This window comes from Micromonospora sp. NPDC052213, from assembly GCF_040679695.1.
Classification (GTDB): Bacteria; Actinomycetota; Actinomycetes; order Mycobacteriales; family Micromonosporaceae; genus Micromonospora.
Genome location: NZ_JBFAVI010000074.1, coordinates 18037 through 30754, shown reverse-complemented (window position 1 = coordinate 30754; position 12718 = coordinate 18037). Strand labels below are relative to the sequence as shown.

Below are 12718 nucleotides of genomic sequence, written 5' to 3'. Positions count from 1 at the left end.
ATCACCGCCCACGCCTCATCGGTCAACTCACCACGACGCACCACCGGCACATCGTCAACAATCAACCACTACAAGATCGGCAGGACACGCCCTAGACGACCCGGACACCACTGGCTCGCGTCAGGGCGCCATCCAGGACAGAGTGTCAGGCCGCCGTGCCCTCGACTCCGCTTCGGACAACGGCCGTTCCGCCGACCCGGGTCAAGATGCCCTCCGGGGTGGTCGTCGCGGTGGCGAACACCAGGGACGGGCGCCCGGCCGAGTGTCCCTGTTCGACTTCGACGCTGCTCCGGCCATGTGTCACATGAAGGTGCGCGGCGAGGCATCCGCTGCTGTTGGCGTTGACGACATCCTCGCCGACTCCGATGGCGGGCGCGAACATGCGCGCCACCGCCCTGCCGTCGACCGGAGACATCGCGTAGGCAAAGCAGCCGAGGTAACCGAGGCGGCGGCATTCAGCGGCGAGCCGGGGCAGATCCGGTCGCAGGGAGCGCAGGATCGACGCCGTCTTGACGGGCACGAGCAGTCGCGGCGTTCCCGGCGACGCGACGCTCGGGGTGTCGTCCGCGGCGATGGCGTCCGGCCCGGCACCGAGGGCGCCGAGGACCCCGTCGAGGCCCGCGGGAACGCCGTCCTGAAGACCGATGAGGCCCTGGTCGAACCACACCTCGATGCCGTCGTCGCGCTCGACCGCCGTGGTCTCGAAGATGCGGCCACCGGTCCGCTGGTGCCCGTAATGCTCCGCTGAGCCGCGACGGCGCAGCAGGAACGCCTGGGCGGCCACGGTGCCGTGCCCGCAGTTGGTGAGCTCGCCATGCGTGGTGAAGAACCGGACAGTGTCCGTACCGGCGTCCACGAACGCCGCGTGTGAGGTACCCGCGTCGCGAACTGCCACGCGGCGCGCGCCATCGTCGAGTGCCGGGTCGTCGATCAGCACGGCGGTGGGGCTGCCGCCTTGTCCCCCGAGCGTGCAGGCGTCGACGATCGTCACGTCGCGGCGGGAGGAGCCGGTCATGCCGGCATCCCTTCGTCGGTAGACGCCGCGTGGCCAGCGAGGGCGCCCGCCCGGTCGTCGGACCAGCGTACAGGCGGGCACAGCGCCTGGTAGGCGTCGTGCCCGAGCACGCTGGGGGCGTATGCGGTATCCGGACGCTGCTCGACGATGCGGGCCATTGGCAGCTCGGCCGGTCGGTGCTGCACGTCGATTCCGCCCGCCTTCCCCAGCGCTACGTTTCCGACACGGTACCGCCTCGCGGTCATTCGCCTTCTCCGCCGCTGACGGGCTGTTGCGCAGCGTTGTCCTCGGGACCGTGGGCTCCGCTCGGCCGCGGGCCGCCCGAGCGGAGCCGGTCAGGGAACCTCGGGTCAGCCGAGGGTGGCGGTGTCGATGACGAACCGGTAGCGGACGTCGGAGGCGAGGACGCGTTCGTAGGCGTCGTTGATCTTGTCGGCGGAGATGAGTTCGACGTCGGCGCCGATGCGGTGTTCGGCGCAGAAGTCGAGCATCTCCTGGGTCTCGCGGATGCCGCCGATCATCGAGCCGGCGTAGGAGCGTCGAGCGCCGATGAGGGAGAAGACGTTGAGGGTCAGCGGCTCGGCGGGGGCGCCGACGTTGACGAGGGTGCCGTCGACGGCGAGCAGGTTCAGGTAGGCGTCGACGTTGATGGGGGCGCTGACCGTGTTGATGATCAGATCGAACCGGCCGGCGAGTTGCTGGAAGGTGTCCGGGTCGCTGGTGGCGTGGTAGTGCTCGTCTGTGACCTGCTGGGGAGTCTCTGATGGAAGGTGTACTGGCAGGGCACCCCACCGCGAGCCGCAGAGGTGCGTCGGAACGTGGACAATCGCACCGAGGTCCGCGAGGTTCCTCGCCTCGTGGCTATCGGACGGGGAAGCGCAGGATTCGATCGTCACCGTCGCGTACGTCACCGCGGCCGTCGGTGTTGGAGGTGGTCAGCCACAACGCTCCGTCGGGTGCGACCTGCGCGGTCCGCAGGCGGCCGTAGCGTTGCTCCAGTCGCGCCGACGGCACGCCGGCGGTGCCGCTGTCGAGGGGAATGGTCCACAGCCGTTCGCCTCGCAGCGCCGCCACGTATGCGACATCGGCGGCGATGGCCATGCCCGACGGCGAGGCCTCGCGGACGGTCCAGGTGACGAGCGGGTTGGTGTACCGCCCACCGTCCGTGTCACCGGTTCCTTCGACCCGGGGCCAGCCGTAGTTGCGTCCCGGCTCGATGCGGTTGACCTCGTCCAGTTCGTTCTGCCCGAACTCGGTGGCGAAGAGTCGTCCAGCCGAGTCCCAGGCCAGGCCCTGCACGTTGCGGTGTCCGAGGCTGTACACCGGGGAACCCGCGCTCGGATTTCCGGGGGCGGGCGCCCCGTCGGGGGTCAGCCGCAGGATCTTGCCGTTGGGGCTCGCCGGTCCTGCGACCGCTGCGTGTCACCGGCGTCCCCGGTGCCGACGTAGAGCATGCCGTCCGGGCCGAACGCGATCCGCCCGCCGTTGTGGTAACTGGCCTTGGCGATGCCGTCGAAGATCACTTCGGGGCGTCCGCCGTCGAGCCGGAACCGGATGATCCGATTGTCCTGCTCCGCCGTGAAGTAGGCGTAGATCAGGTTGTCGTCGGCAACGTCGGCGACACCGCGAGGCCGAGCAGTCCGCCCTCACCGCCCGCCGCCACACCCGGCACCTCGTACACCTACTGGGGGTCTCCACCGCCCATGCTCAACCGCAGCACCCGACCCGTGTTCCGCTCCGCGACCACGGCCTCGTCGTCCGGCAGGAACGCCAGGCCCCACGGAACGTCGATGCCCCGCGCCATCTCCTCGCCGGCGTCGAGATCGGGACGTCCTGACGGCGTGCTGGCGGCAGCGCTGGTGGCCACCCCGTGCGGCGCTCGATCGGACTGTTCCCCGCCACGAGGGCCGCTGCCGCAGCCGGCGAGCACGCCCACCATGAGCAGCGCGGCGCACGCCGCACGCCACCGTCGCCTGTCGTGACGATTGCCATCTGACTTCCTCCGAGACTGCTGGGGAGCGTGTTTTCGTCGGCCGCCGAGGATCCGTGTGGGTGCCCTGTCCTCACGCGCTGCGGATCGGCGTACCCGTCGGCGTAGAACGCGCGGGCGAGCCGGTTCGCGGCGAGCAGGTCCATGCGGCCGTTGCGCACGAACGCGGGGCCCTGGGTCACCGCGTCGAGGGTCCATTGCAGGCTGGGACGCACCGACCACTGCCGCGCGGTGCGGCGCCGGGGCCGCATGAGGGCGCTGCTGCCCTCCGCGGCTCGGGCGAGGTCGAACCGGTGCGCCCGCTCTGCGTCGTCGAGTTGGAGCGCCCGTGCGATGGCGTTCAGCACACCAGGCGACACCCCGGCGATGGCGCCTCGTTCGAGTTTCGAGTAGTACTCGATGCTCACGCCGGCGAGCGACGCGACTTCGCTGCGGCGTAGTCCCGGGACCGCCGCTTGGTGCCGGCGGGCAGGCCGACCTGCTCCGGGCTGATCTTGGCGCGTCGCGAGACGAGGAACTCGCGGACCTCCGTGCGGTTGTCCACGTCTCGACCGTACGTGTCACGGCTGGCCAATGGGGTGCCCTGTCAGTACACCTTCCGGGAGAAACTTTCTGAGCGGGCGCTGCCGGGGTTCGCTGGATGGCGAGGAACGCGCCGCCGCGCCCAGCGGGAGCGACTGTCGTGGTCCCCAGGCGGGTAGCACGCCCGCGTGACCACCTGCCGTCGGCCGCGTCGTCACTCTGTCAGGGAGGGCGCGGAGCGTGACCATGCACGGGCCGCGCCCTCCCAATCGACGCCGAGGCCGGCGCCTCAGACCCGGGTGACCCGTACCGCGTCGGCGATCACGTATCCGCCGGCGCTGCTCCAACGGCTCACACCGACGAGGTTGCGGTCGCCGGCAGCGAGGTTGAAGGTGCCGATCGAACGCCAGACGCCGCCGTTGGTGCGCTGGTCCACGTGCACCGTCTGGTTTCCCGCCGCGGTGACGATCACGTACGGCGTCGCGCTGTTGTAGCCGGGGTCCGCCGGGTGCCGCACCTCGACGCGGTAGTTGCCGGACTGCGGAATGCTGACCTTGAACCATGCCGCGTCGCTCGCGGCCACCGGGTTGGCGAACCGATAGTCGGCTCCGTACCGCTGTGCCGAGTAGGTCGACGTGCCCCAGTTGGTGCTCGCGCTGAAGCGACCCGCGGTGGCGTTGTCCACGATGGTGCTGTACGCGGGCGGGGGAGTGCTGCCGAGCCCCAGGTACTGCGCGATGCCCTGGGCGTGCCCGTGGGCGGTGGCGGTGATGAAGTCGGCCCGCTTGAGCAGGTTCGCGTCGGCGACGGTGTCGATGAACAGGTTCTCGGTGAGGACCGCCGGCATGGTGGTCTCGCGGAGTACGTGGAAGTTGGCCGTCCGCTGGCCCCGGTCGGCGACCCCACCGATCGTCCGCATGCCCGAGAGGACCCTCGAGTGCAGTGCGTTGTGCAGGTTGACCGTAGCCGAATCCGCCGTCGGGTACCGGTAGCTTTCGAAGCCGGTGCCGCCGCCCGAGTTGATGTGGACGCTCACGAACAGGTCGGCGCCCCATGCGTTGGCGTCGTCGGTGCGGTAGGTGAGGCTGCGGGTGACGTCGGTCGTCCGTGACATCCGCACGTCGACGCTCCAGTTGGCCAGCAGGATGCTGCGCAGCTGCAGGGCGATGTCGAGGGTGAGTGCCTTCTCCTGCAGGCCGTTCCCGACCGCGCCGGGGTCGGTGCCGCCGTGCCCCGGGTCGATGTAGACGCGGGGGATCGCGGCCCGGGCCTGGCCGGCGACGACGGGCGCGAATGCCGCGCCGGCTGCGGCGGCCAACAGAGTGCGGCGCCGCAGGGGGGTGTTGCTGAGCATGGGTGCCTCTCGGATAGCGGGACGGGCAATGGGGGAGTGTGAGGCGCCCACCACGGCGCCGGTCCGGCGCTGTCTGCCTCCGCCCGGCGAACCTCGCGTACGTGAGCATGCGCGATGACACCACGTCGTCGAAGGGCCGCGTTCAGCGGTGGCATGAGTGCGCGGCCGACGTGGCGGCAACCTCAACTGCCGCCGCCGGCAACGCGCGTGGAGTCCAGGGAATCCTCACGGCGGAGACTGTAACCACCGTCGATGTGTCCGGGAAGGACGTTTACGTGTTCGTGATCTTGGAAGGCGACCAGGGTGGGCGCGCCGGCGGTGGTCGTCCAGGTGTCCACGTCAGGTCCAGTTCCCCACTCGGCGAGTGAGGGCCGCGCTCAGGTTGCCGGGGGCGGCCGGTGCAGGCCGGTCGCGGCGACGGCCGCGCCGGCCAGGCCGGCGGCGGTGCAGGCGAGCACGCCCGCCGCCCCGGCGCCGGCGGCGAGCGCGCCGGCGGCGCTCGGGATGAGCACCTGGCCGAGCCGGTTGCCGGTGAGGCGCAGGGACATCGCCCGGCCGCGCAGCCCCGGCGGCGCGGCCTCGGCCAGGAACGACATGGTCAGCGGTTGCCCGGCGCCCAGGCCCAACCCCGAGACCGTGACCACCACGGCCATCGCCCACAGCGGCAGGGGCGGCAGCAGCAGACCGAGACCGGCGGCGGAGATCGCGACGGTGCCGACGAGCAGCCGGCGCCGACCAACGACGGCGACCAGCCGGCCGAGCAGCAGCCGCGAGGCCATCGACGCGACCGCCCGCAACCCCAGCAGCACGCCGATGGTGCCGGCGGCGATGCCCCGCTCGGCGCCGAGGGCGGGCAGGTAGACCAGGGTGATGTCGACCGCCGCCAGGACGACGCAACTGACCGCGAGGGCACGCACCAGTCCCGGCTGGCGGAGCAGGCCGCCCAGCCCGCCGGCGGCCGGCCCCGCCGCCTGCCGGTGGTGCGCCGACGGGCGGAGGAACGCGGCGGCGACCAGCAGGGGCAGGGCGAGCGCGGTGGCGCCGAGGAAGATCGCCCTGGTGTCCGGGATCGGGCGGTCCCCGCCGAAGGCCACGATGAGGCCGGGACCGAACGCCTGACCGAGCGAGGCGGCGAAGGTGTAGTAGCCGAACGCGGTGTCGTACCGGTCCGCCGCCGTGCGGTTGGCGACCAGCGCCTGTTGGCCGACCACCGCGAAGAGGTGGCCGGTGCCGAGGACCATACTGGCCACGACCAGGCCGGCGACCGAGTCGGCGAACAGCACGAAGCAGGCGCCGGCGGCGGCGAGCAGAGCCGAGCCGGCCAGCACGATCCGGCGTTCGCCGAACCGGTCGACCGCCTGGCCGGAGGGGACCGCGAGTACCAACGGCACGACGGCGAAGCTGGCCCCGAGCACGCCGAGCCAGGCCGCCGGCACGTCCAGGTCCAGCGCCCGGTACGCGGACGCCGGGCGCAGCATGAAGGTGACCGCCTGCACCACGACGGTGTGGGCGAGCAGCAGGCCCGTCTGGGTGCGCACGGGGACCCCGGTCAGCCCGGGGTCCCCGTGAACGGTGGACGGCACTCCACTCAGTCGGCCTTCACCGCGAGCACCGGGCAGGGCACCCGAAGCAGGATCTCCTGTGCGGTCGAACCCATGATCAGCTTGCCCACCGGGGTGCGGTGCCGGATGCCGATCACCACCAGCGAGATCTCCTCCGTGTCGACGATCTCCGCGATCTCCTCGGCCGCGTCCCGCCCGCGCATGAGCTGCCGGACAGTGTGCGGCACCCCCTCGGCGGTCAACTCTCGCACCACCCGGGCCAGGTCGTCCTCCTGGGCGAAGCGCGGGTCGACGTAGGCGTCGCCGCGCGACGTGTTCACCACCAGCACCGGCTCGTCGCGGAACCGGGCCTGTTCCACGGCGGCCCGCAGGGCCGCCTCGCCGAGGGCCGAGGGGACGTACCCCACCAGCACGGTCATCGGGTCACCAGCCTTTTCTGAACAGGTCGAGCGACGAAGCGGCCGAGCACCGGCCAGAGCAGCACCACCAGGACCACGGCGTAGATCGTCCAGGACACCCAGCCGCCGATGAGGCCGTGCAGCTCGCCGCCGGAGAGCTGCAACGCCCGCCGGCCCTGCAACTCGGCGCGCGGACCGAGGATCACCCCGACGATCAGCGGCAGGATCGGCAGCCCGAAGCGACGCATGCCGAAGCCGAGCAGGCCGAGGGTGAGCAGCAGGAACAGGTCGAACGGCTGGGCGTTGACGGCGTACGCGCCCATCGAGGCGAAGAAGAGGATCCCGGCGTAGAGGTACGGGCGGGGGATCCGCAGCAGCCGTGCCCAGGCGGGCGCGAGCGGCAGGTTGAGCACCAGCAGCAGCAGGTTGCCCACGAAGAGGCTGGCGATCAGCGTCCACACCAGGCCCGACTCCCGCTCGAAGAGCAGCGGGCCCGGCTGGATGCCGTACTGCTGGAAGGCGGCCAGCATCACCGCGGCGGTGGCGTTGGTGGGCAGGCCGATGGCCAGCATCGGCACCAGCGTGCCGGCGGCGGAGGCGTTGTTGGCCGCCTCCGGCCCGGCGACGCCCTCGATCGCGCCCCGGCCGAACTCCTCCGGGTGCCTCGTCAGCTTCTTCTCCGTGGCGTACGACAGGAACGTCGGGATCTCCGCCCCGCCGGCCGGCAGCGCGCCGAACGGGAACCCGTACGCGGTGCCGCGCAGCCACGGCTTCCAGGACCGTTTCCAGTCCTGCTTCCCCATCCACGGCCGCCCGACCGGGATCACCTCGGCGGCGCGGCGGCGCAGGTGCGCGGCGATCCAGAGCGCCTCGCCGACGGCGAAGATGCCGACCGCCACCACCACCACGTCGATGCCGTCGGCGAGTTGCGGGATGCCCAGGGTGAGCCGCTGCTGGCCGCTCACCGCGTCGATCCCGATCGTGCCGATGACCAGGCCGATCAGCAGCGAGGCGAAGCCGCGTACCCGGGACGCGCCGAGCACCGCGGTGACCGCCACGAACGACAGCAGCATCAGCGCGAAGTAGTCGGGCGCGCCGAGGCTGATCGCGAACTGCACGACCGGCGGGGTCACCACCACCAGCAGCAGGGTGGCGATGGTCCCGGCGACGAACGAGCCGATCGCGGCGGTGGCGAGAGCCTGCGCGGCCCGGCCCGCCTTCGCCATCTTGTTGCCCTCGATCGCGGTGATCACCGAGGACGACTCGCCCGGGGTGTTCAACAGGATCGAGGTGGTCGAGCCGCCGTACATGCCGCCGTAGAAGATGCCGGCGAACATGATGAACGCCTGGGTGGGCTCCATCCCGTAGGTGACCGGCAGCAGCAGCGCCACCGTCATCGCCGGGCCGATCCCGGGCAGCACGCCGACGGCGGTGCCGATGGTGACCCCGAGCAGCGCGATCAGCAGGTTCATCGGGGTCACCACGTTGGCGAACCCGTCGAGCAGGTTTCCGAGGTTGTCCATCAGAGGATCCCTTGCAGCACGCCCGCGGGCAGGTTCACGCCGAGCCCGATGGCGAACGTGTAGAAGGTGATCAACGACAGCGCGACGGAGATCAGCAGGTTGCGCACGTGGTGCCGGTTGCCCAGCGCGAACGCCGAACCCCAGAACAGCAGCGTCCCGCTGATCACCCAGCCCAGCCGGTCGATGAGCACCGCGTTGACTCCGAACGCGCCGATGAGCAGCAGCACCGTCCGCCAGTCGATCGGGGTGGTCAGGTCGACGTCCTCGCCGGCCTCCGGCTCCCCGGCGCCGCCACGGGCCACGTCCACCGCGTAGATCGCGGCGACGATCAGCAGCAGCACCCCGAGCAGGATCGGCACCGGCTTCGGGCCGATCGGGTCGGCGGTGCTGATCGCGTGCCCGGTGCGGGCCGCGTCGACGAGGACCAGCGCGCCGACGAGGGCGAGGAAGGCGCAGACGGCGTACTGGGCCCGGTCGCGGCGCGGCGTCGCCGCCGGTCCCGCCCCGACCTCCGCGTCGGCCGGGGCGGGACCGCCCGCCACGGCCGCGGGCTCCGCCGGCCCGACCGGCGTACGCGCCGCGCCCAGCCGTCCCGCCGCGGGCACGGGCGCCACGTCCGGGTCGGGAACCGTGGGCGTCCCGCCCGCCGTGACCGGGTCCGGACCGGTCGGCTGGCCCGGCACCGGCGCGGTGACCGGTCCGTCGGTGGCGCCCGGGCGGGGCGGCGGGTCGCCGCCCCGCTCCGGTCGGGTGGTCATGCCGGTCATGCCAGTCCGAGCTGCGCGAGCAGGTCCGCCACCGACTTGTCCTGCTCGGTGAGGAAGGTGGCGAACTGGTCGCCGGTGACGAAGGCGTCGGTCCAGCCCCGCTTGGTCAGCTCGGCCTTCCACTCGTCCGACTCGTGCATCTTCGTCAGCGCGTCGATCCAGACCTTCTTGTCGGCGTCGCTGATGCCGGGCGGCGCGACGATGCCCCGCCAGTTGGTGAAGACGAGGTCGATGCCGGACGACTTCAGCGTCGGCACGTCCTTGAGCGCGTCGATCGGGGCCGCGCTGGTGACCGCGAGGACCCGGATCTGACCGGCCTCGACCTGGTCGAGGAACTCGCCGAAGCCGCTGGCGCCGAAGGCGACCTTGCCGCCGAGCACGGCCGGCAGCAGCTCGCCGCCGCCGTCGTACGAGACGAAGTTGACCTGGCGGGGGTCGATGCCGACGGCCTTGGCGAGCTGCATCGGCAGCAGGTGGTCCGGGCCGCCGGGGGACGAGCCGCCGCCGACCGCGATGCCCTTGGGGTTGGCCTTCCACGCCGCGACGAGGTCGCCGATGGTCTTGTACGGCGAGTCCTTCGGCACCACGATGGCGCCGGCCTCCTCGATCATCTTGGCCAGCGGGGTGGTCTGGGTGAGCGTCGCCGACGACTTCGAGGTGTACGAGGCACCCACCACGCCCAGCCCCATCTGCATGGCGAGCTTGCCGTTGCCCTTCTCGTTCACCATGCGCTGCAGACCGACGGTGCCGCCCGCGCCCGGCAGGTTGAAGACCTGCACCCCGGTGGCGATCTTGGCGTCCTCCATCACCTTTGCCGCGGTGCGAGCGGTGGTGTCGTACCCGCCGCCGGGGGTGTTCGGCACCATGATCCGCAGTCCGGTGGCGGGTCCGCCGTCGCCGCCGGACCCGCCCTCGTTCTTGTCCGCGGTGGCACCGCAGGCGCCCAGCGCCAGCGCCGTGGCGGCCGCGACGCCCATGACCAGCAGTTTTCTCCGAGTTGCCATCATGTTTCTCTTCCGTTTCGAAGGAGTCCGGCGGCAAGATGATGGCCCCCGGGCGAACCCTACGTCTGCGTTCTGTCACCAGCGGAAGTTGAGGTCTTTGTGGTCACGGTCACCCCCCGCCGTACGTTGGCCGGGCAGTTGCTCGTGCTCCAACTCGCGATCATCGTGGTCGTGCTGGTGGCGGTGGCCGCCGTCTCGCTGGCCCAGTCCGCCGCCACCTTCAACCGGGTGGAGGGGCGGCGGGTGGCCGCCCTCGGCGAGCAGCTCGCCGGCAACCGGCTGCTGCGCGAGCGGATCAACCAGCCGGCGCCGGCGGAACTCGTCGCCCCGCTGGTGCAGAACGCGCTGACCCAGTCCGGGGTGACCTCGGTGACCGTGGCCGACGCCCGGGGCCGGGTGGTCAGCTCCACCGACCCGACACTGGTGGGGAGCCCGCTCGTGCTCGGCGACCCCGAGGTGGCACGGGGCCGGAGCTGGTCCGGCGAGCTGGCGGTCGGCGACTCGCGGGAACTGGTCGCCCAGGTGCCGGTGCTCGGCGACCGCAAGGACAACCTCGGGCGGCACCTCGGCGTGGTGATGATCGGGGAGGCGTCGCCCGGATGGTCCCAGCGCCTGGTGGGCGCCTCGTCGTACCTCTTCACCTACCTGGGCATCGCCAGCCTGCTCGGGGTCGTCGGCTCCTGGCTCCTGGCCCGCCGGATCAAGCGGCAGACCCTGGGCCTGGAGCCCCGGGAGATCGCCGGCCTGGCCGAGCACCGGGAGGCGCTGCTGCACGGCATCGCCGAGGGGGTGATCGCGCTGGACCCGCAGCAGCGAGTCACCCTGGTCAACGCGGTCGGCCGGCGGCTGCTCGACCTGCCCGAGCACTGCCTCGGCCGGACCCTCGCCGAGCTGAGGATCTCCGGCCGGCTGCGGGACGTGCTGGCCGGCGCCGACCACGAGCCGCAGGCCCGGGACGAGGTGGTGGTGCGCGCCGGTCGGGTGCTGGTGATGAACCGGATGACGGTCAGCAAGGACGGCCGTCGGCTCGGTTCGGTGACCACCCTGCGGGACCGCACCGAACTGGCCCGCCTCGAGCAGGAGATCGGTTCCTTCCGCAGCACCACCGAGCTGCTGCGCGCCCAGACCCACGAGTTCGCCAACCAGCTGCACACCATCTCCGGGCTGATCCAGATCGGCGAGCACGACGAGGTGGTCCGGTACGTCGACGCGCTGAGCCGGCACCGGGCCTCCCTCGACCTCACCGTCACCAGCCGGATCCAGGACACGGCGGTGGCGGCCCTGCTGATGGCGAAGTCGGCGCTGGCCGCCGAGCGTCGGGTGGAGCTGCGGATCTCCGAGCGGACCGGCCTGGACCGGTTGGAGCCGGCGGTCGCCGCGGACGTCGCGACGGTCCTGGGCAACCTGGTCGACAACGCCGTGGAGGCCGTGGCCGGCGGCCGGGAGAGCCGGACCCCGGTGCCGTCGGGCGGCCCGGACGGCGCCGGAGCGGACGGCGGTGACGTCCCGGACGGGCCGGCCTGGGTGGAGGTCGAACTACGTCAGGACGCCTCCTCGGTGGAGATCGTGGTCCGCGACTCCGGCCCGGGGGTGGCCCCGCAACTGGCCCAGGAGGTCTTCACGCACGGGTTCACCACCAAGGCGGCGCGCGGTGGCGAACGCGGCATCGGGCTGGCGCTCACCCGGCTGGTCTGCCACCGTCGTGGCGGCGAGGTGGCGGTGACGAACACCGAGGAGGGTGCGATGTTCACGGCCCGGATGTCGGTGACCGGGGCAGTGGAGGCGAGCCGGTGATCGACGTACTGGTGGTCGACGACGACTTCATGGTGGCCCGGATCCACCGCGGCTTCGTCGAGCGTATCGACGGCTTCCGGGTGGTGGGCACGGCCAGCACGGGCGAGGAGGCGATCGCCGCCGTCGACGAGTTCCGCCCCGACCTGGTGCTGCTCGACCTCTACCTGCCGGACATGTTCGGCCTGGACGTGGTGACCCGGCTGCGGGCCGCCCGGCACGACTGCGACGTGCTGGTGATCAGCGCGGCTCGGGAGGCCGAGGCGGTGCGTCGGGCCGTCCGTTACGGCGCGGTCAACTACCTGCTCAAGCCGTTCGGCTTCGACGAGCTGCGGACCCGGCTGGAGCAGTACGCCGCCCGGCGCAACTCGCTGCGCGCCACGGTGGTCAGCGACCAGAGCGACGTGGACCGGGTGCTGTCCCGCAGCGGCGCGCACATCGCCACCTCCGCCCTGCCCCGGGGCCTCAGCGCGGAGACCGCCGAGCTGGTGGAGCGCGCCCTGCGGGGGCACTCCGGGACGCTCTCCGCCGCCGAGTGCGCCAACGCGGTGGGCATCTCCCGGGTCAGCGCCCGTCGCTACCTGGAACACTTCGCCGACACCGGGCGGGCCGAGGTCAGTCTCCGGTACGGCTCCGCCGGCCGCCCGGAGCGTCGCTACGTCTGGGTCTCCTGACGATCGACGGCTCCGTGCCGCGTGCACCTGGCACCCCTGGGGAGGCGCCTGGCCGGGCTCGCCGCGGTCGTCCCAGGACGATGCCGGCATCTGGCCCTTCCTCCCGGGGAGGACGTTT

10 protein-coding genes and 3 pseudogenes are annotated in these 12718 nt (G+C 72.1%); 2 read left to right on the top strand and 11 right to left on the bottom strand.

Annotated elements, in window-relative coordinates; translation table 11 throughout:
- Nucleotides 1-145 precede the first annotated feature (145 nt).
- The 11 genes and pseudogenes from AB0L34_RS19020 to AB0L34_RS18970 form a co-directional block, all read right to left on the bottom strand.
- Nucleotides 146-1015, bottom strand: a complete 870-nt coding sequence (locus AB0L34_RS19020) for a PhzF family phenazine biosynthesis isomerase (protein ID WP_363705675.1) — start codon at nucleotides 1013-1015, stop codon at nucleotides 146-148.
- A 350-nt stretch (nucleotides 1016-1365) separates the two neighbouring features.
- Nucleotides 1366-1752, bottom strand: a pseudogene (locus tag AB0L34_RS19015) (zinc-binding dehydrogenase); the annotation flags it as partial.
- 124 nt (nucleotides 1753-1876) lie between these two features.
- A pseudogene (locus tag AB0L34_RS19010) lies at nucleotides 1877-2954 on the bottom strand (PQQ-dependent sugar dehydrogenase).
- A 188-nt stretch (nucleotides 2955-3142) separates the two neighbouring features.
- Nucleotides 3143-3412: pseudogene (locus AB0L34_RS19005) on the bottom strand (helix-turn-helix transcriptional regulator); the annotation flags it as partial.
- A complete protein-coding gene (locus tag AB0L34_RS19000; RefSeq protein WP_363705674.1) occupies nucleotides 3409-3549 on the bottom strand; it encodes a hypothetical protein in 141 nt (46 codons plus the stop codon). The gene AB0L34_RS19000 and the pseudogene AB0L34_RS19005, both read right to left, overlap by 4 nt.
- Before the next feature lie 267 nt (nucleotides 3550-3816).
- Nucleotides 3817-4881, bottom strand: coding sequence for an N-acetylmuramoyl-L-alanine amidase (locus AB0L34_RS18995; protein ID WP_363705673.1), 1065 nt, complete (start codon nucleotides 4879-4881; stop codon nucleotides 3817-3819).
- Between the two features lie 377 nt (nucleotides 4882-5258).
- Nucleotides 5259-6419, bottom strand: a complete 1161-nt coding sequence (locus AB0L34_RS18990; protein ID WP_363705672.1) for an MFS transporter — start codon at nucleotides 6417-6419, stop codon at nucleotides 5259-5261.
- A gap of 50 nt (nucleotides 6420-6469) precedes the next feature.
- Nucleotides 6470-6862 (bottom strand): universal stress protein, encoded by a 393-nt coding sequence (locus AB0L34_RS18985; protein WP_350704433.1) that lies wholly within the window; start codon nucleotides 6860-6862, stop codon nucleotides 6470-6472.
- Nucleotides 6859-8364 carry a tripartite tricarboxylate transporter permease gene (locus tag AB0L34_RS18980; protein ID WP_357457065.1) on the bottom strand — a complete coding sequence of 502 codons (1506 nt, stop codon included), beginning with the start codon at nucleotides 8362-8364 and terminating at the stop codon, nucleotides 6859-6861. The genes AB0L34_RS18985 and AB0L34_RS18980 overlap by 4 nt, the downstream gene beginning before the upstream one ends.
- Nucleotides 8364-9122: a tripartite tricarboxylate transporter TctB family protein gene (locus AB0L34_RS18975; protein WP_363705671.1), complete on the bottom strand. Its 759-nt coding sequence runs from the start codon at nucleotides 9120-9122 to the stop codon at nucleotides 8364-8366. The genes AB0L34_RS18980 and AB0L34_RS18975 overlap by 1 nt, the downstream gene beginning before the upstream one ends.
- Before the next feature lie 5 nt (nucleotides 9123-9127).
- Complete coding sequence (locus AB0L34_RS18970) at nucleotides 9128-10135, bottom strand: tripartite tricarboxylate transporter substrate binding protein (RefSeq protein WP_363705670.1); 1008 nt, start codon at nucleotides 10133-10135, stop codon at nucleotides 9128-9130.
- A gap of 99 nt (nucleotides 10136-10234) precedes the next feature.
- Between AB0L34_RS18970 and AB0L34_RS18965 the strand changes: the two genes are divergently transcribed.
- Both AB0L34_RS18965 and AB0L34_RS18960 read left to right on the top strand, forming a co-directional pair.
- Complete coding sequence (locus tag AB0L34_RS18965) at nucleotides 10235-11929, top strand: ATP-binding protein (protein ID WP_363705669.1); 1695 nt, start codon at nucleotides 10235-10237, stop codon at nucleotides 11927-11929.
- Nucleotides 11926-12600: a response regulator gene (locus tag AB0L34_RS18960; RefSeq protein ID WP_363705668.1), complete on the top strand. Its 675-nt coding sequence runs from the start codon at nucleotides 11926-11928 to the stop codon at nucleotides 12598-12600. The genes AB0L34_RS18965 and AB0L34_RS18960 overlap by 4 nt, the downstream gene beginning before the upstream one ends.
- The last annotated feature ends 118 nt before the right edge of the window (nucleotides 12601-12718 follow it).